Source organism: Bacillus sp. BC08 (assembly GCF_054326875.1).
The window spans coordinates 289,759-309,269 of sequence record NZ_JBTGPA010000027.1 but is presented as its reverse complement, the minus strand read 5'-3'; the positions used below and the strand labels follow the sequence as shown (position 1 = coordinate 309,269).

The 19,511-nt window shown below is 36.9% G+C and carries 16 protein-coding genes and 1 pseudogene; 11 read left to right on the top strand and 6 right to left on the bottom strand.

Features of this window, described 5'->3' with window-relative positions:
- Positions 1 to 68 precede the first annotated feature (68 nt).
- Entirely contained in the window at positions 69 to 7,541 is a 7,473-nt protein-coding gene (locus ACXVYO_RS07800; RefSeq protein WP_458466564.1) for a DUF7507 domain-containing protein, read from the top strand.
- A 51-nt stretch (positions 7,542 to 7,592) separates the two neighbouring features.
- On the opposite strand, the gene ACXVYO_RS07795 is transcribed toward ACXVYO_RS07800, so the two are convergent.
- Positions 7,593 to 8,150, bottom strand: coding sequence for a CatB-related O-acetyltransferase (locus ACXVYO_RS07795; RefSeq protein WP_458466563.1), 558 nt, complete (start codon positions 8,148 to 8,150; stop codon positions 7,593 to 7,595).
- Positions 8,151 to 8,287: 137 nt separating this feature from the next.
- On the opposite strand from ACXVYO_RS07795, the gene ACXVYO_RS07790 reads away from it, so the two are divergent.
- From ACXVYO_RS07790 to ACXVYO_RS07760, 7 genes are all read left to right on the top strand, one after another.
- On the top strand, positions 8,288 to 8,629 hold the full coding sequence (locus tag ACXVYO_RS07790; RefSeq protein ID WP_458466562.1) for an ASCH domain-containing protein: 342 nt from the start codon (positions 8,288 to 8,290) through the stop codon (positions 8,627 to 8,629).
- On the top strand, positions 8,626 to 9,027 hold the full coding sequence (locus tag ACXVYO_RS07785) for an NUDIX hydrolase (protein WP_458466561.1): 402 nt from the start codon (positions 8,626 to 8,628) through the stop codon (positions 9,025 to 9,027). Before ACXVYO_RS07790 ends, ACXVYO_RS07785 begins: the two co-directional genes overlap by 4 nt.
- A gap of 79 nt (positions 9,028 to 9,106) precedes the next feature.
- Positions 9,107 to 9,727 carry an acetate uptake transporter gene (locus ACXVYO_RS07780; RefSeq protein WP_000070938.1) on the top strand — a complete coding sequence of 207 codons (621 nt, stop codon included), beginning with the start codon at positions 9,107 to 9,109 and terminating at the stop codon, positions 9,725 to 9,727.
- Between the two features lie 142 nt (positions 9,728 to 9,869).
- Entirely contained in the window at positions 9,870 to 10,313 is a 444-nt protein-coding gene (locus tag ACXVYO_RS07775) for a flavodoxin (RefSeq protein WP_458466560.1), read from the top strand.
- A 16-nt stretch (positions 10,314 to 10,329) separates the two neighbouring features.
- Positions 10,330 to 11,229 carry a WD40/YVTN/BNR-like repeat-containing protein gene (locus ACXVYO_RS07770; protein WP_458466559.1) on the top strand — a complete coding sequence of 300 codons (900 nt, stop codon included), beginning with the start codon at positions 10,330 to 10,332 and terminating at the stop codon, positions 11,227 to 11,229.
- A gap of 215 nt (positions 11,230 to 11,444) precedes the next feature.
- The gene (gene cspB / locus ACXVYO_RS07765) at positions 11,445 to 11,645 is read left to right on the top strand and encodes a cold shock-like protein CspB (RefSeq protein ID WP_001179148.1); all 201 of its coding nucleotides are present in this window, start codon (positions 11,445 to 11,447) and stop codon (positions 11,643 to 11,645) included.
- Positions 11,646 to 11,831: 186 nt separating this feature from the next.
- A complete protein-coding gene (locus ACXVYO_RS07760) occupies positions 11,832 to 12,677 on the top strand; it encodes an exonuclease (protein WP_458466558.1) in 846 nt (281 codons plus the stop codon).
- A gap of 291 nt (positions 12,678 to 12,968) precedes the next feature.
- On the opposite strand, the pseudogene ACXVYO_RS07755 reads toward ACXVYO_RS07760, so the two are convergent.
- A pseudogene (locus ACXVYO_RS07755) lies at positions 12,969 to 13,091 on the bottom strand (hypothetical protein); the annotation flags it as partial.
- A 258-nt stretch (positions 13,092 to 13,349) separates the two neighbouring features.
- Between ACXVYO_RS07755 and ACXVYO_RS07750 the strand changes: the two are divergent.
- Positions 13,350 to 13,697, top strand: coding sequence for a hypothetical protein (locus ACXVYO_RS07750; protein WP_458466557.1), 348 nt, complete (start codon positions 13,350 to 13,352; stop codon positions 13,695 to 13,697).
- Between the two features lie 346 nt (positions 13,698 to 14,043).
- Here ACXVYO_RS07750 and ACXVYO_RS07745 read toward each other — a convergent pair whose 3' ends face one another.
- The gene (locus tag ACXVYO_RS07745; protein WP_458466556.1) at positions 14,044 to 15,135 is read right to left on the bottom strand and encodes a DUF3900 domain-containing protein; all 1,092 of its coding nucleotides are present in this window, start codon (positions 15,133 to 15,135) and stop codon (positions 14,044 to 14,046) included.
- Positions 15,136 to 15,251: 116 nt separating this feature from the next.
- On the bottom strand, positions 15,252 to 15,593 hold the full coding sequence (locus tag ACXVYO_RS07740) for a hypothetical protein (protein WP_458466712.1): 342 nt from the start codon (positions 15,591 to 15,593) through the stop codon (positions 15,252 to 15,254).
- A 362-nt stretch (positions 15,594 to 15,955) separates the two neighbouring features.
- On the opposite strand from ACXVYO_RS07740, the gene ACXVYO_RS07735 reads away from it, so the two are divergent.
- Positions 15,956 to 16,867, top strand: a complete 912-nt coding sequence (locus tag ACXVYO_RS07735) for a VanW family protein (protein WP_458466555.1) — start codon at positions 15,956 to 15,958, stop codon at positions 16,865 to 16,867.
- Positions 16,868 to 17,041: 174 nt separating this feature from the next.
- Entirely contained in the window at positions 17,042 to 17,950 is a 909-nt protein-coding gene (locus ACXVYO_RS07730) for a VOC family protein (RefSeq protein ID WP_458466553.1), read from the top strand.
- Positions 17,951 to 17,971: 21 nt separating this feature from the next.
- On the opposite strand, the gene ACXVYO_RS07725 is transcribed toward ACXVYO_RS07730, so the two are convergent.
- Positions 17,972 to 18,889 carry a GNAT family acetyltransferase gene (locus ACXVYO_RS07725; RefSeq protein ID WP_458466551.1) on the bottom strand — a complete coding sequence of 306 codons (918 nt, stop codon included), beginning with the start codon at positions 18,887 to 18,889 and terminating at the stop codon, positions 17,972 to 17,974.
- Entirely contained in the window at positions 18,886 to 19,404 is a 519-nt protein-coding gene (locus ACXVYO_RS07720; RefSeq protein WP_458466550.1) for a GNAT family N-acetyltransferase, read from the bottom strand. The genes ACXVYO_RS07725 and ACXVYO_RS07720 overlap by 4 nt, the downstream gene beginning before the upstream one ends.
- Positions 19,405 to 19,511 lie beyond the last annotated feature (107 nt).

Here is a 19,511-nt window from a genome sequence, read left to right as displayed (position 1 = left end):
CATTGCATAGTTTGTCTACATTTTATAGTATAGAGCACTTTTTACTATAATTGAAATGAGATGATTGTGTGCCTTTTATAAATCGTTTTACGACAACAGTACCTGGTGCCGTCACGTTCACTGGGAATACGCTGGGACTTAGCCCTACATCACCTGCACCAGGTAATATTTTTGGTACACTTGCTGTGTTTACGACAGTAAATACAGCGTTGCAAGTACCAGGATTCCCAGCAGGGACAACAGATGAGTGGCAATTGAATTCTTCAAGTGCAATTTTAAACCTTCCAGTGGGAAGCAGTGTGTTATATGCAGAATTGGTTTGGGCTGGTACTTTCCGGACTGATACGGAAGATGTTTTACCGTTTTTAAATGATAACATTACATTTACTACGCCAGCAGGGACGTTTTCTGTTACGCCAGATCCTGCTACCGCGCAACAAGGTTCAGTAGGAAACCAATTTTATTACGCTCGCTCTGCTAATGTAACGAATCTTGTTAGTGCAGGTGGGGCAGGAACTTATACAACGGGTGCAGTGCCAGCTGCAAGAACTTCATCAGATCCAACTATCAGTCGTTCGGCTGGTTGGACACTTGAGGTTGTTTATCAAAATGCAAGTTTGCCACTTCGGAATTTGTCAGTTTATGCAGGTCAAGAAATTATCGATGCTTCATCACCACCAGTTGATGCTACTATTTCAGGATTTGCTACTCCGGGGACAGGAGCAGTTACAGGACGAGTGCTCGTAACTGCTCAAGAAGGTGATTCTAACATTGTTGGAGACCAACTTCGCTTTGGACCGAATGCAAATGCTACAGTTGCATTATCAGGCCCGAGAAACCCTGCTAATAATTTCTTTCAATCACAAATTTGTAATGACATTGGAGAGCTAGATACAACCGGGACATTTGGAGATTTGAATCAGCCGTTAGGGATAGCTTTAGCTGTCCGAAGACAAGGATGGGATATTACGAATGTAAATGCCTCTGCATCATTAGTAAATAATCAAACGTCAGCAACTGTTCGTTTCGTTACAAATGGTGATGGATACGCTGCGGCTGGTTTTGGTGTTCAAATTGATGCAACAGGTCCAATTATTAATCCTGTTAAATCGGTTAATAGAACAGTCGCAGGGGTAGGGGATACTCTCACTTATACGATTACGGTCCCAAATACAGGCACAGGAAGTGCAGAAAATGTTATATTACAAGACAGTATTCCGAACGGAACGACGTTTGTTGCAGGTAGTGTAACGGTAGGAGGAGTAACACAGCCGAATGCGAACCCTGCGAATGGAATTAATTTAGGCACAATCCCAACTAACGCGCAAAGAGTTGTTACATTTCAAGTGCGAATAACATCGTTTCCGAACCCAAATCCTATTCCGAATCGCGCAATGGTGTCATATCAATTCCGTCCTTTCGTCGGTAGCCCACCAATTACAAGTATGTCTTCTTCAAATACAGTACAAACGACAGTGAATCAAGCAACTATAAGTATGCAAAAATCTGTAGATTTACAGACAGCAACACTTAATGATGTATTAACATACACGGTTAATGTGACGAATAATGGAAATGTCACTGCAAATAATGTTGTTTTTGTTGATAGTATCCCTGGTGGCACAACATTTGTTCCAAATAGTGTTACGGTAAATGGGGTAGCACGTCCAGGAGCAAATCCAGCAAGTAGTATTAATCTAGGAAGTATTAATGCTTCGCAAACGACTGTAGTGCGCTTTCAAGCTCGAGTAACATCTAATCCGCTTGTCAATCCAATTCCGAATCGTGCAAGTGCAACATTTAACTTTACTCCAGTACCCGGTCAACAACCAGTTTCAGGGCAAGCGACAAGTAATACTGTAGTTACTACTATTAATATAGCTGATATAAGAACGAGAAAAACAGTAGATAGAGCTTTTGCGACAGTGAATGATGTTCTTACGTACACTGTTACAATTGAAAATGCAGGAAATGTACTTGCGACGAATGTTATTTTTCAAGATCCAATCCCAATTGGAACGACTTTTATAGCAAATAGTGTAACTGTAGATGGGGTTTCACAACCAGGAGTAAATCCTTCGACTGGGTTTGCTGTAGCAAATATTTCTCCAGGTGGAAGTAGGACGGTTACATTTCAAGTCCGGGTGACATCTACGCCATCAGGAGGTACGATTGCGAATCGCGGGAATGTATCTGCTAATTTTGTCGTTATTCCGAATCAACCACCAGTGACGATTAATAGACAAACGAATACAGTTGTGACACAAGTGAATACAGGTGGTTTAAATGTAATAAAAGAAGTGAATACAACACAAGCGGCAGTAGGAGATACTTTAACGTACACGATTGCCGTCCAAAATACAGGAAACGTTCCGCTAACGAATGCGTTTTTCCAAGATGCTATTTCTCCCGCTGTCTCATTTGTTGCAAATTCTGTAACAATTAATGGAGTACCGCAAAGTGGATTAAATCCGAATACAGGATTTTCTCTTCCTAATATTCCTGCGGCTCAAACAGTTGTAGTCACATTTGACGTATTAATTGTACAGGATCCACAAAACGAAGATATTTTAAATCAAGCAAATGTAACAGCAAGTTTTCAAGTGAATCCGAGTGAACCACCCGTAACAATTAATGTTCCGAGTAATGTTGTGAATACAACAGTACAAACAGGGAACTTTGAAGTTGTGAAATCAGTGAATTCGGATGTTGCAACGGTAGGGGATGTTTTAGTATATACAATTGAAATTATAAATGCAGGTAGTGTACCAGCTACAAATGTATTTTTCCAAGATTCAATTCCGCAAGGGACATTATTTATCGAAAATAGTGTAGTTGTTAATGGAGTTTTACAAGAAGGCGCAGATCCAGAACTTGGATTCTCATTAAATAATTTGCCTACTGGCGCGAGTACAATTGTTACGTTTGAAGTATTAATTGATGAAATCCCTCAAGGAAATAATGTTGTAAATAATGCGAATGTAACTGGAGATTTTCTTGTAAATCCAACAGAGCCACCAATTACTGTAACGGTGCCAAGTAATACTGTTATGACAGTCGTGAATTCTTCAGGGTTAAATGTAATAAAGAGTGTAAGTGCTACTGAAGCAGGTGTAGGAGATACGCTAACGTATACAATTCGTATACAAAATAGTGGAACAGTAGCAGCGACAAATATTTCATTCCTTGATCCGATTCCATCTGGAACAACGTTTGTAGCAAATAGTGTAATAATAAATGGAACACCTCAACCAGGTTTAAACCCAACAACTGGATTTCCGCTTGCTAACATTCCAGTCGGAGGGATGGTAACAGTTACTTTTCAAGTGACGATAACGAGTGTACCACCAAATAGAGTTCTTCCGAATAATGCAAATGTCACTGCTGATTTCCAAGTAAGTCCTCTCCAGCCACCAATTACAATTGTAACGATTAGTAATATTGTTGTGACGCGAGTGAATGTAGGATCACTTAATGTAATGAAGAGTGTAAATACACCCCAAGCAGGTATAGGAGATACGCTAACGTATACGATTCGTATTCAAAATACAGGAACTGTTCCTGCAACGAATATTATTTTTCAAGATCCAATTCCGTCTGGTGCTGCATTTGTAGCAAATAGTGTAACGATAAATGGAGTCGTTCAGCAAGGCGCAGACCCTATGGCAGGTTTCCCAGTACCGAATATTCCGGTCGGGCAAACGGCTACGATTACGTTTCAAGTTACAGTGACGAATGTTCCGAGCGGTGGAAATATAAGAAACCAATCGAACGTTACTGCAAGTTTTCTTATAAATCCAGCAAATCCTCCAATAACGACTGTAACAAATAGTAATTTTGTAGTGACGCAAGTAAACACAGCGCAGCTAAGTATACAAAAATCTTCATCTGTACAACAAGCAGCACTTGGAGAAACTTACACGTATTCTGTTATCATTCGAAATAACGGCACAGTAACAGCAACGAATGTTTCTTTCCTTGATCCAATTGCTGCAGAAACAACATTTGTCGCAAATAGTGTAACGATAAATGGAGCGCCACAACCTGGATTTGACCCAAATGTTGGTTTCACACTTCCGAATATTGCAGCTGGAACATCATTGACAGTAACGTTCCAAGTTATGGTAGTTGCACCGTCTACACGTGGAGCAGTATTAAATACAGCATCTGCTACAGCCACTTTTTTATTAAATCCGTTACAACCACCTGTAACAACATCGAACTCAAGTAATACAACGGTAGTTACAATACCGTTACCTCCTCCTGGTGAAGTAACAGCAACAAAAACAGTTGACGTTGCTGCTGGAGCTGTTGGGGATGTATTAACGTATACTGTGCTAATTTCAAACGTAGGAATTATACCTGTTACAGATGTGTTCTTCCAAGATGTGATTCCAGAAGGAACAACATTTGAAGAAGATAGTGTAACGATAGGTGGGGTACAGCAACTCGGTTTAAATCCAGAACTCGGATTTACAGTTACTCCATTATTAATCGATGGTGGAAGTATTGAGGTAACGTTCCGAGTGATGATTACAGAAATTCCAGATAATGAAGTCATATTAAATGATGCAGACGTTACATTTACTTCACAGCCAAATCCGCAGGAACCACCGATTACGGAAACGATATTAACGAATTTAGTCGTTACGACGATTAATATAGCGTTTATTTTCCCGTTAAAACTAGTAGATAAAGAAGTAGCGACTGTAGGAGAAATTTTAACGTATAATGTACTGATCTTTAATTTTGGAACAGTGGCAGCGACTGATGTTGAATTTATCGATACTACTTCTGCAGGTGTAGCATTTGTACCGGGAAGTGTGAGCATAAATGGGGTGCCGGCACCAGGATTAGATCCTTTCATTGGTTTTCCAGTTCCAGATATCCCTGTAGATGATTTTGTACTTGTCACATATCAGGAAGTGGTTACGAGCATACCTGAGGGTGGAACGATTGTTAACTTTGTAGACGTTACAGCTACATTTGCTGTAAGTGAAACGGAGCCGCCTATTACAGAAACAACAACAAGTAATACGACATTAACAGAAATTAATGAACCTGGTTTAAATGTTTTAAAATCAGTAAGTCAGCCGGTTGTTGCAGTAGGTGATACAATCACATATACAACAGTAGTTCAAAATACAGGTACAGTGGTAGCGACGAATGTTCAATATAGTGATGTATTACCGTCCTCAATCACATTTATACCAGATAGTGTAACGATAGATGGTGTGCTACAACCCGGATTCAATCTTAATAATGGATTCCCGCTTCCAGATATAAGCCCAGGTGAAAGTGTAGAAGTTACGTTCCAAGTAACAGTTGTCAGTGTCCCATCAAACGGAACAATTGCTAATACCGCGAATGTTACGGGAAGCTTTATACTAATACCAGGAGAACCACCAGTTGTAGTAAACCAACCGAGCAATACAACACTTACAACTGTAAATAGAGGACGATTTAATGTTATTAAACAAGTAAATAGGGCTGCTACTCTCGTTGGAGATGTATTAACGTATACGGTGCAAATAACGAATACAGGAACAGTAACAGCAAATGATGTTCAGTTTATTGATACCATTTCAGCAGGAGCGTCATTTATACCGAATAGTGTAACGATAAATGGAGCCCCGCAACCAAACTTAAATCCGATTACTGGTTTTGGAGTTGGAGATATACCAGTTGGTGAAACAGTTATTGTAACGTTCCAAGCGACAGTTACAAGCATCCCGTCATCGGGAACCATTACGAACGTTGCAAATATAACAGGAAGTTTTACTTTAGTGCCAGGAGAGCCACCAGTTATAGTAACTGAACCGAGTAATACGACAATAACAAGGGTGAATAGAGGACGATTTAATGTTATAAAAAACGTAAATAAGCAAGCAACACGATTAGGGGATACGTTAACTTATAGTGTGCAAGTTACAAATACAGGAACGGTAACTGCGACAAATGTTCAGTTTATTGATATTCCATCGCCTGATTTAGAATTCGTTCCAGGAAGTGTACAAATAAATGGGGTTCCGCAAGTAGGTTTAAATCCTTTTGTAGGCTTTTCATTACCAGATCTTGCAGTAGGGGATAGTATATTAATTACATTTGAAGTAAATGTAATCGCAATTCCGCCGTCTAGTAGCATTATGAATACAGCAAGAGTAACTGGTGATTTCGAATTGATTCCAGGAGAACCACCGTTCACAATTACGAACTCAAGTAATACGACAGTCACACCAGTAAATAGAGGTAGTTTAGATATGCTGAAAGAAGTAGATCATCCAATTGTTGGAGTAGGAGAAACAGTAACGTATACTGTTCGTATATTAAATACAGGTACTGCTGATGCGATGAATGTTCAGTTTATAGATGTGTTATCTCAGGAAGCTGAGTTTGTTCCAAATAGTGTAACGATAAATGGAGTTCCGCAGCCGGGGTTAAATCCGCAGGTTGGATTTACGATACCAGATATTCCGGTCGGTGAGACTGCACTTGTAACGTATGAAGCTACGATTACAAGTTTTCCGGATGGGGGTACAGTAGTCAACGTTGCTGGGGCGTTAGCAGAGTATATTTTAGTACCAGGAGAGCCGCCAGTTACAGTAATGGACACGAGTAATACAGTTATTGTAACGGTAAATACTGCAATTTTATTTGTTGCAAAAGGAGCGGATTTTGAAGTAGCAATGGTAGGAGATGTTGTCACTTACGGAATTGCTGTTATTAATGATAGTACAATTCCTGTGACGAATATTGTTTTAACAGATATCATTGATCCGAATACGTTATTTATAAATGGCACAGTAACAGTAAATGATGTACCTTTTCCATTTGCTAATCCGAATACTGGTATTCCGTTAGGTGATTTTCAACCAAATGATGCAGCAATTATTAATTTCCAAGTTGTAATAACAGGGGGGCAAATAAATAATTTAGTTACAAATACTGCTACAGCGAATGGATTTGCAACTGTGAATCCAAATGAACCGCCTGTAGTAGTTGAGGGCGATAGTAATACAGTTGTTATCCCGTTTATTCCTCAAAATGTCTCAACGACAGTCGTAAAAACGGCGGATCATCAAACAGCAACAATTGGAGATGTTATTACATTTACGACAGTTATTACAAATACAGGGGATACAGCAATACAAAATATTCGTTTTCAAGATATGTTAGATAGTAGTGTTCGATTTGTCATTGGAAGTGTAACGGTTGATAATACGCCAGTGTCAAATGTAAACCCAGTATCAGGATTTCTTATAGGAAGTTTAAATCCAGGGGAAGCACGGACAGTTTCGTTCCAAGTAGTAGTTCAGAGCGCGCCAAGTGGTTCAGGGAATTATATTAATCAAGCGAGTATCCGTTTCGAACATCAAGTAGGAACAGTATTGCCGCCTGTTACACAAATAATAGAAAGTAATATTGTTGTTATCCCGTTTGTCCCAACAATCGAACAAATTTGTGAAACAAACTTTAATTGCTTAGAGAAAATTCCGTTTCAATGTTCTCCGTGTAATCAGTTGCACGGGCATAAAAAATAAAACCAAAAAGAGCATCCTAAAAGAATAGGATGCTCTTTTTATGTGTATTGATCATATAGATTCATTTTCGGGCGGGGTAAAAAACTCGTTGATTTTGTTGGAAAGTAGAAATGGAATGGCCCCTTTTATAACAGAAATGTCCCAGTCCCACCATGCGAGATTCTCTAGTTTTTCAATGATTTCCTGCGGGAAACGATATCGAACTAATTTTGCAGGATTACCAGCTACAATTGCATATGGTGGTACATCTTTTGTAACGACACTCTTTGCGCCAATAATGGCACCGTTACCAATAGTAACACCAGATAAAATGCAGGATTGATAACCAATCCATACATCGTTGCCGACTACGATATCACCTTTTGAAGAAGGGTGACCAGTAATATGTGCTCCTTCATCAAAAAGTGCATTAAATGGGTAAGTCGTTATCCAGTCTGCGCGATGTTCACCGCCGAGTATGAACACGACTTCTTCTCCTAATGAACAAAACTTACCTATTTTTAAGTTTGTTTCATCGTTCCAAGAAAAAATAGTTGGCCCTACTTTACTATAAGTATAATCACCAATATCATATTTATTATATTCAGGTTTTTGATTTAAATATAACATAACAAATTTAGCATCCTCTCTAAAGCACGTAATAGATATGGAACATTATATGCAATTTGGAATCAGTCGAACTGTGTTGTATGAATTGGTAATACACAAAATTAGTACGCGCAAGGAATAAAAAAGGAGTGGAATGAATGATATACGAAATGGGATTATATAATAAACCTTTTCAGTCAATTCAATCAGGAAAAAAAGTATATGAAATACGCCTATACGATACAAAACGTCAACCCATAAAACGAGGCGATCATATTGTATTTACGAACCTTACGACGACAGCGACTATTACTGTAAAAGTAACGGAAATAAAACGATACGAAAGCTTTAAAGCAATGTACGAACAAATGGATAAAAAATTATTGGATTGTGAAAATGATAGTTTGGAGGAAATGCTAGAAAGTACATACAAAATATATACGAAAGAACAAGAACAAAAGTGGGGAACAGTTGCGATTGGTATTGAGGTAATAAAATGATAAGAAATCGCGGCGCGGCTATCATTGTGCAGGAAGGGAAAATTGCTCTTATAAAACGTATTCGAGAAGATGAAGTGTACTATGTTTTTCCGGGCGGAGGAATTGAGGAAGATGAAACAGCTGAAGAGGCAACGAAGCGAGAGGTTTATGAAGAATTAGGGGTATATATAGAAGTGGAACATCTTATTACAAAGGTGGAGTATAAGGGTACGGAGTATTATTTTAATACCTATATTACTGATGGGATTTTCGGCAGTGGTAAAGCGGAGGAATTCGAGCTGAAAGATAGAGGAATTTATATTCCGTTGTGGTTGCCGATACACGAGTTGGAAAAAGTGAATATAAAACCATATGAAGTGGTCGGAAGTATATTCAATCATTATAAAAATAAGGTCTGACAACATACAAAAAAAACCATTGACATAGCCTTCTGATTTAAGTATTGTATTCGAGTATGTTTATAATCAGGAGGTTTATATGAGCAATCAAACAACTACACATCATGTGAAAATGACAACAGCGGATCCATCTGGAATTGGCCTATTTGGATTAGCGATGGTAACACTTGTAGCATCATCTCAAAAGCTAGGCTTAACAGATGGCGTTTCTCTTGTATTACCATGGGCAATCTTTTTAGGAGGATTTGCACAAATCTTTGCGTGCATTCACGATGCAAAGCATAACAATACATTCGGTACAACAGCATTCGGTGCATACGGCCTATTTTGGTTAGGTGTTGGAATGACTTGGTTAATTCAACTTGGAGTATTTGGCGAGAAATTAGCACAAGCTGCAGATTCAAAACAGCTTGGGGTAGCCTTTATCGGATATTTGATTTTCACAATCTTTATGACAATTGGTGCAATGGAAACACATAAAGTATTATTTATGATTTTCGTCCTTATTGATTTCTTATTTATCGGTCTTTCATTAAGTACTTTAGGTGTTATGCCGCATGCAATGCATAATTTAGCAGCATATTCAGAACTTCTTATTTCATTATTATCTTTCTATGGTTCAGCAGCAGCAGTGTTAAATACACACTTCGGAAAAGTTGTTTTACCAGTTGGAAAGCCGTTTGGTATTTTTAAAAAGTAATAAAAAAGCACAGATGATTGTATAGTCATCTGTGCTTTTTTGTATGAAGTAAACGGAAATAATAAAAAATATAATTGAAATTGATTCTCATTATTAATATAATGAGAATGATAATCATTTATTGTAAGAGGGGGATGCCGAAGTGGCGAAAATTTTAATAGCTTATGCAAGTATGTCAGGAAATACAGAGAGTATTGCTGACTTAATTAAAGTTAGTTTAGATGCTTTTGATCATGAAGTAGTATTACAAGAAATGGAAGGCATGGATGCAGAAGAATTATTAGTCTATGATGGAATCATTTTAGGATCTTATACGTGGGGCGATGGTGAACTACCATTTGAAGCGGAAGATTTCCATGATGACTTAGAAAATATAGATTTATCAGGGAAAAAAGTAGCGGTATTCGGATCAGGAGATACGGCGTACGAACTGTTTTGTGAAGCGGTAACGATATTTGAAGAGAAACTTGTAGAACGCGGTGCAGAGCTTGTACAAGAAGGGTTGAAAATTGAATTAGCTCCAGAAGATGAAGAGGATGTTGAAAAATGCAGTAATTTTGCAATTGCATTTGCTGAGAAGTTCTAAGAATGGGAGTGTCAATGTGGAGAAGATGTTAAGTGCGACCGCTATTACAAAATTAAGAGATGGAAAACTTATGTTAGCTACTACATATAATGGCTTATTTATTGAACAAGACGGAGAATGGAAACAAATTTTAAATGGTTTTCAAAAACGAATTAGGGATTTACATAGCGAAGATAATGTAGTGTATGGTGTAGGGGACGAAGGGATTTTTATTCGTAGTATGGATGGTGGAGAGAACTGGACAGTGCAGCGTTTTCCAACAAAAGCAACGAGTTGGAATGTGTGTAGTAATGTACAAGGAACTGTCATTGCTCATGGAGATAAAACGTTGTATCATTCGAATGATTTTGGTTCGACATGGGAAACCATTCATCCATTTCTTGAGTATGGTGGCGGGGCACCATCTATTCGATCGTTATTTCTATATAAACATTACTTATTTATCGGTACGAAAATACATGCTAAATATGGTGGTGTTTGGCTCTTTAATTTGGAGACACGTAAATTAAAGAGGATTAAGATTGTGATGAATCAGATGATCTCAGCGTTGACTTTACACAATTCTTACATAGTAGCAGCCAGTGGATCGTGCAAGGGGATTAGCGGGAATATTTCTTTTTGTAAAATAGATGAAAGTATTGAGAGTGAAAAAACATATTGGCACATATGTCAAAGTGAGCAGAAAGCAAGTAGCTATTTAGCCTTAAGTGTAGATCAACATGTGCTATATACAACATCAACGCAAAATAAGGCAGGGATTAGTAAGGTTTGTCGTGTGCTTCTAGAAGAAGGAATTATTAAAGTATGTGACTCAGTTAAAGGGCATGGCTGGCGCATCGTTAATCAAAAAGAAGGCTATGTTGTAGCTGGATCAGGTGAATCAAAAGCGATGCAGTGGAAGAAAAAATTTATTTAGCAAAAAAACTTTGCTTTTATTATAGTGATATGATATATTATATCTAAACCATTTTACTTTTAATAATATAGAGATTTAAATGAGCTGTAACTTCCGAGGAGGATAGCAATGTTAAATCTCCTCTGGGGTTGCAGTTTTTTAATGTCTGAAGTATTATTGTAAAGTGGTTGAAAATGAATATGTACATATAGGTACATTGTAGGAGGATTTTTTTCATGCAAAACGGTAAAGTAAAATGGTTTAACTCAGAAAAAGGTTTCGGTTTCATCGAAGTTGAAGGCGGAGAAGACGTATTCGTTCATTTCTCAGCTATCCAAGGCGACGGCTTCAAAACTTTAGAAGAAGGTCAAGAAGTTACTTTCGAAGTAGAACAAGGTAACCGTGGACCTCAAGCTACAAACGTTAACAAGAAGTAATTATGGAAAAAAGAAGGGCTTGCCCTTCTTTTTTTTTGCATTTTTATTGAATAACCTTCTATGTACATATCATAATGAGATTGAATTTTCGTTTTGAAACGAAGTAATACATGCATAAAGTGCATGAATAAATAAATACTGAAAATAAAGTATGTGTGAAAAGGAATGTAGAAAGAGGTAAATAAATTGGAAAACGCTACACATTTTATTGTGTTTGATATAGAGAGAAATTTCAGGCCGTATAAATCAGACGATCCGTCAGAGATAGTTGATATCGGGGCTGTAAAAATAGAAGCAAGTACAATGAAGGTCATCGGAGAATTTTCGGAGTTAGTAAAACCAGGTGCACGTCTTACTCGTCATACGACAAAATTAACGGGAATTACAAAGGAAGATTTAATTGGTGTGGAGAAATTTCCGCAAATTATAGAGAAATTTATTCAGTTTATCGGAGAAGACTCTCTATTTGTTTCATGGGGAAGAGAAGATTATCGTTTTCTATCTCATGATTGTACGTTACACGGTGTAGAATGCCCATGTATGGAAAAAGAGAGAAAATTTGATTTACAGAAATTTGTTTTCCAAGCGTATGAAGAACTATTTGAGAATACACCAAGTTTACAGTTTGCAGTAGAACAGCTCGGCTTAACATGGGAAGGGAAGCAACACCGAGCGTTAGCAGATGCTGAAAATACAGCCAAGATACTTCTTAAAGTATATAGCGAGAGAGATATTCATAAACGGTACAAAAGACATGGTGAACTTGAACTTGTAGAGAACGGAAAACTAACAGAAAAGGCGAAAAAAAAGATGCGAAAATGGGTATTTAAAGAAATGAGAAAAAATACAGAGCGTCCTTTCGTTTGGAGTATATTTGAAAGTAGTGACACGTGGGAAAATATAACGGAAAGATACTATATAAGCGAATCTACAATAGAACTATTGAAAAAGCATTTTCCAACAGCGGTTAGAAAGGCGGAAAGGCAGATTAGGTATTTGGCTGAGATGGAGAAAGTAGTAGAAGAAAGTTAGTGCTATAATCTATTTTATTCATATGTACAACTAAACTCCAGGATTAAGTCGCTGAGGTTTAGTGGGAAAATTTCCGGCTTGTCCCGTATTAGTAATGGAATATTTTATTGTTGTTAGTACGAATGTACATATTATTTGTTTTCTGAGAAAGATAATTGAGAGTAGTGTGAGAAATAGAACAAAAAGGAGAGAAGGTTACGCAGAGGATTCATTATTTAGGGAGAGATAACGTGAATTTCCAGTTTGAAATATAATAGGAATAGCCTTGTTTACATTGTTCGAATTAACGAGTTAATATTCATTTTCTGAAAACGGAATATTTAATCTGTTTTCTACAGCACGTAAACGTTGGTTTAAACGGTTCAGCCGGCGGGTGTGTCGCTCAACTGTATTTTCTAATTGGTGAACTCTTTCATTTAAGCTATTCACTTGAAAGTTTAACTTATTTATTTTTTGTTCAAGTTCATATATTATTCTTTATGATGAATTGTAACACCCCATATATATCCTCCGTTCTATTAAAATAAGTTTAATCTATAGTAGTATATGTATAAATGAAAGGTAACTTAATTTAGAAGACTTGGAAAATGCTTAATATATCTTTAAATCATGGTGTATGACAGATTAAAATTGAAGAATAAGATAAGAGCTTTATACAAGGGAGGTGTGATAGTGATAGAATTGGATATTAAAAACGTCAATGTACAGATGGAATTAAACGGAGTCTTTTGGAATGAGGATGGGATCGCTGAAATGACAGTGACTACAAAAGAAGAGCATTCTCTTCTTCTTCGTCTAGTAGTTGACTTAGAAAGTAAAACTATTAGGGCGACGAGTGCCGAAATAGTGAATGGATTCTGTCCTCTGTGCAAACAGAAAAGGGACGAATGTAGGGAACTGAATGACTTACAAAACAAAATGGATATTTTAGAAGAAGCTTACGATTGGGTGAGAGAGCATCCAGAATATCGTTTTCAATTATCTTTTTACGAGTACAATAAATTTGAGGTAGTAAAGTGAAATTTTCATTTTAACAACATACATAGTGACTAAAAGACAACACCAAAAACTTATAGACGGACTTGTTCAACTAGAAATATTGAAGTAAATATCTCTAATGAAAATAAGCTTGTACAACAAAAAAGGAATCTACTTGATTGTTCAACTAATGTCCTTTTGGATCAAAAAACATATTTTGTTATAAAGCAGAAAAACCGATTCTTAGTAGAATCGGTTTTTTTATATAACTGTCAACTATGTCCCAAATAAAAGAGCGCTTGTTAACAGCGCTCAGTAAGAAAAGTTATATGGAAGCATTTATCCCGCATTAACGGGCAGTAAGACCCCCACTGATTAAAGTTTCACTTTATTCAATCCCGTTCGGATCATAAGAATACTGCTGCTTATTCTCAATTCGCTCAATCACATCTTGCAACTCATCCGGCTTCAGAAACTCAATTGGAGAGAAGCCTTTCTCAAACGTAAGTGTATCAGCCTCGATCATTAATACGTATCGGTCATTTACCTTTGCGATATGTATTTGATCCCCGAAATCAGCAAGCAGGGCCTTTACAGAGATATGATCTGCTTTTAGCTTTAATTCCACTTCAGGAGCATGCTCGACAATTTGAGCGGTAGCTTCCATTACTTCTTCGGTTGAAAATTGTTCCATAATTTCACGTTTTGGACTGGCAGCCCATACTTCCATTGCTTGGTCAAATTGTTCACGTTCTTCCGTACCTTCTTCAAATACATCTTCAATTTGGTCATATACCATGTCCATTACTTGTGTTTTCATAATTTCAGGCATAGAGCGTTCGTACTCGACGAATTTTAAGAAGTCTTCAAAGTAACGGGCGTGTGATGCCTGGTGAATTTTTAGTTCACCTACTTCGACCATACCTTCTTCAGGCATGTACGGATATTGGATAGATTTCATGTTTTTTGTTGTGATGGCCATTTCAACGTTACGAATAAGTGTCGATTCATCTGAAATAGAAGCGACTTTCGGTTCGAAGTCACATTTCATAACAAAAACGAATGGATCATCAAAGTATTTGCGTAGTTTTGCTTGCGCAATTAAAAATACACCACCGCGTACAGCGCTTGTATCCAGATACGTATAAACGAGAGGTTCACTCATATCTTTGAAGTTTTCCTTTGTTTCCGCAAAGCGAATGCGATTAAAGAGGTTGTAATGAGGGTTTGAATCAAGTTCGTGCCCTTCTTCTACAATGAAGCGACCGATCTTTGTCGGAGCTTGTTCTGTTTTCGCATGACGTTCTACTTTTCGCTTTGAAATTTTTAATAATTCACCATTCAAAAATTCTTTTAAGGAGCTATCTCCATACTCTTCAGCGTCTAATGTTTGAAAATGTTTGTAGCGTTTATCAACAGCTTCACCTTTTCCTTCTACTTGTACAACATAAAAGGAAAGATAATTTATTTCAAAATCCATATTTATCACCTTGTTTCATTTCATTAACTCTTATCAGTATAGAGATGGAAAAAACTTTCGTCAATTTATATAAGGAAGGGGGGACCCCTTCCTTCATATATTTTTTATTTTCGAAATTAAAATCCGTCTTCTAATGCTGAAAATGGAATATTTAGTCTGTTTTCTATTGTACGTAAACGTTGGTTTAAGCGGTTTAATCTACGTGTATGACGCTCAACCGTGTTTTCTAATTGACGTACTCTTTGTTCAAGCTCATTTACTCGTCTTTCTAGTTGACGGTTTCCAGTACCAGGAAAAGAGATTGGGAGTTGAAATTGTCGATTTTGATCATATGGATTAACTTGTTCTGCTGGATCTATATATTGTTGGTATTGTGCTTGTAAATCATATTGAGGCTGATAAGCATTTTGGTTATATGGATCGTATGGATTGTAGGGGTACATAAAAACATCCTCCATTTCTTTAAAATAGGTTAATTCACCATAATGTATGTGTAAAAGCGGAGTGTGGCACGGCAAATACCTATTTATGTTCACAGGATGTTCCTTTATAAATAAGAATATGGAGTTTTACATTTGTATTTCTTTTGTTTTATGGTATATACTGGATAAAAAGGCGAGGTTACATAAAGGTTACAATTCTATCCAACTCCAACTTTTATGTAAATATGTATAGACATTTAGAAAAGAAAAGAGTAATTTATATAGAGTAAAAAATAACTTGTAACATTTTATAAATATATTGTAAAATGATTGTAACAAAACATACATAAAAATGAAATAATACATAAAAGTAATATTGGGAAAAAGGGGAGAGTATATTGTTCCGTAAAGTAAAGGGTATATTAGTTGGGGTGTTATGTGTAGCTATAGTGAGTGGTTGTGGTGCAAAAGTAAGTGATGTTGCATTAGTAAGTGATATTGGTGGCCACACGGTAGAGGCTAAAGCAGAGGTACAGGATTCTATTAGTTTAGTAGATGGTCGTACTGGTACGGAAGTGAAAAAGTTAGATTTATCGAGTCTAGGTTATTTTGAAGACGAAGCAAAATTTAAAAAATCAGTAACGAAGGTTGCTAGCGAGGTTGGGAAAAGCGTTGACAAAAAGATGGTTCCATCACGTGTAGCATCTGATGGAAGTTGGCAAGAAGGAAAACCTTCTTATGAATTAATGGAAAAAGAATTAGTAGATAAATTATTAAACGTTGGTATGTGGGATTCTTCATATCAATTACCTATTGTTGAGAAAAAGCCTACTGCAACATTAAGTGATGCGCAAGGAAGTGGTACGGTAATTGGTAGATATGAAACGAATTTAGGTGGCTCAGCAGGTGGCCGTATTGAGAATATTCGCTTGTCAGCAGCGAGCATAAATGGAGTTGTATTAGCAAAAGGAGACAGTTTCTCTTTCAATGCATTAATTGGTGATACAACGCCAGATAAAGGATATCAACTAGGAAAAGAAATTGTAGATGGTAAATTAGTAGATGGATACGGCGGTGGTGTTTGTCAAACATCATCAACATTATACAATGCAGCAGATCAAGCTGGTTTGAAAATGGTAGAGAGAACAACACATTCTAAAACGGTAGGTTATGTTCCACAAGGAAGAGATGCTACAATTGCATATCCATACTTAGACTTAGTGTTTGAAAACACGAATGATGCACCTGTGAAGCTTTATATGGGCATTCAGGGCGGAAAGTTAGTTGCCGAAGTACATAAAATGAAATAAGAGTTATAAAGTCACCTTTTCTGAAAGTTAGAAGAGGTGACTTTTTTATTATGAAAATAAAAATGTGTATAAATTCTGACTTTTCTTATTTACATAGGATGATTTTAGTTGTATTCTTCATAGTAACGGTAATATGAAATAGGAAAATATCGGGATAAGGAGATGGAGTTATTCATGGTACAAATTCATCCGAAAACACGTATTGGTCATGTTCAATTTAAAGTGCAAGATTTAGAGCGCCAAATTGCTTTTTATGAGAATGTAGTAGGCCTAGAAGTAATTAAGCAAGGGGGGAATAAAGCATATTTATCAGGAAAAGGTGGAAAGGACACGTTACTTGTTCTTGAAAAGTTAGAGGACGGGGTGCTGCAAGAGCCGCGTACGACTGGTATATATCATGTAGCCTTTTTAGTTCCGACTCGTGAAGCCTTTGCTTCGGCATTATTTGGGGTGATTCGTAATAAGAATGTAATTGATAGCCCAGCTGAACAAGAAGGGCGTTATACATATTCTAATGAAATTTTACCAATTTCAAGGTTTAATAGTGCAAGTGATCATACGTATAGCGAAGCGTTTTATTTACAAGACTTAGAGGGAAATGGTATTGAAATTTATGCAGACCGTCCGCGTGATCAATGGGGAGAAGGACCAGGAGGAAGTACGCCGCTAGATTTAAAAGAACTGGCAACACTCGTTGATTATGAGGCTGATGGATTACCTGCTAATACTGTCGTTGGGCACGTACATTTACGAATAGCTGATGTAGAGAAGTCACATGAGTTTTATGTAGAGACAGTAGGGTTTGAAGTACAACAACGCGAAGATGACTGCTTATTCATTTCTGCAGGAGGATATCATCATCATATAGGTGCAAATACGTGGAACGGCGTAAATAATCCACACCCACCCGCACATGCAACTGGACTTAAAGTGTATACAATTGTATTACCGCACAAAGAAGCGTTAGATGAAGTGAAAGAAAGATTAATAGAAAAACAACATAAAGTAAACGAAAGTACAAACGGATTTACAGTAGTAGATCCTAGTGGTATTACAGTGCAGTTTGAAATAGAAACAGCATAAAAGAAGTCGGAAGGTGTATAATCACTTTCCGACTTCTTTTTGATATGTAATCCAAGTAGCACAAGGATTGAAAGGAAAGGATTTTAATATTTCCATTGCATATATACTCGTTGAATCGAATTCACCTTGAATGAAAGAATAACCGTGTGTACTTGCATACATAGCTTGTTTGAAAACGAGAAGTTTCAGTAAGGATAAATTTTCTGTAGTGTGAGTCCCGCACCATCCTAGTTCTACTGTATTAGTCTTTTCTGATGTATGGAGGAAAGAGTACCCAATAATTTCATTCTCTTCATCTATCATTACAAAGCTCGCATCTAGTAATGCGTCATCAGCTAAGATCTGTTCTTTCCAAGCTTCGAGCGGGAATGAGGCAACTGGATTTGCTAAGTGAGTATCCTCATAATTCTTTTTTACTAAGTGAGCTAGCTTTTCAAAGAAGCTATTATTAGACAAGATGTTTGATAAGCTTTGTACATCATAATTTGAATGAAGCATTGTATCGATAGGGATGATTTTTTGTACGTCTAATATTGGCATATAAGTTCTTCGGATTTCCGTAAAATTATGTTCTTCATAATAGGCTTTTAAATGAGCCGATGTTTCCCATATAGATGTTTGTAATGGTAAGTTGAAGTTTTCTCGTTTTAGAATCTCGTTTAATAAAAATTGTTCTATGTGTAGCTCTGAATAGAAAGGGTTCGTATATATTCGGAAGTATGTGCAGTATGGATGGAAGTTACTGCCCCAGGTGAGAAAAATACCTACTACATCTTTTTTATAGCAGGCAACATACGCACATTTTGTTTTACTATCTCGTAATAAGTTAAATAGATAAGGGTCTTCATTATATAAATCAATAAGTTGTTTTACTTTTAGCTCGTTACTTCTATTATATTTCTCTATAATAAGATTATTTTCATTGGATGATTTTTTCATAGCTCAATCCAAAACCTTCTTACTATATTTCCGTCTTCTTCAGTGAAATCATCATCACGAAGTCCACCGTTATGTAAAATTGTTTTTTCAGAAGCAGTATTCGCTTCGTCACAAACGACAAGTGCTTTCGTAATGTTTAATTCCTTTGTTTTTTCTAGCGATAATTCTAATAACTTCGTAGCATAACCTTTTCTTCTTTCAGAAGGGCGAATGCCATAACCAATATGACCTCCAGCGTTAAATAAATGTTCGGTTAAACTATGACGTATATTAACAGCCCCTACAATTTTATTTTCATCTGTGACGAGCCAATATGTAGAGTCTGGTACCCAATTTTCAGGAAGATTTATTCCGTTATGCGCATCGTGAAGTTCTTGAATCATCGCCGTGAAATTAGAAGGATCTTTTGAGATAACCCATGGAATCATCGTTTCACCGCTATCTTTCCATTCTTTATAAAAATCTAAGTATTCTTCTTGTAAATCGGTAGTAGGTGTAAGTAAAGAGACGTTCATTGATGGTAAGCTCCTTTATTTATGTAGTATGTATAAAAATTATGATACAAAATGTAAGCGGTTTCTATACTTTCTCAACCTCGTTTTATGCAATCTATAGCTCGTTT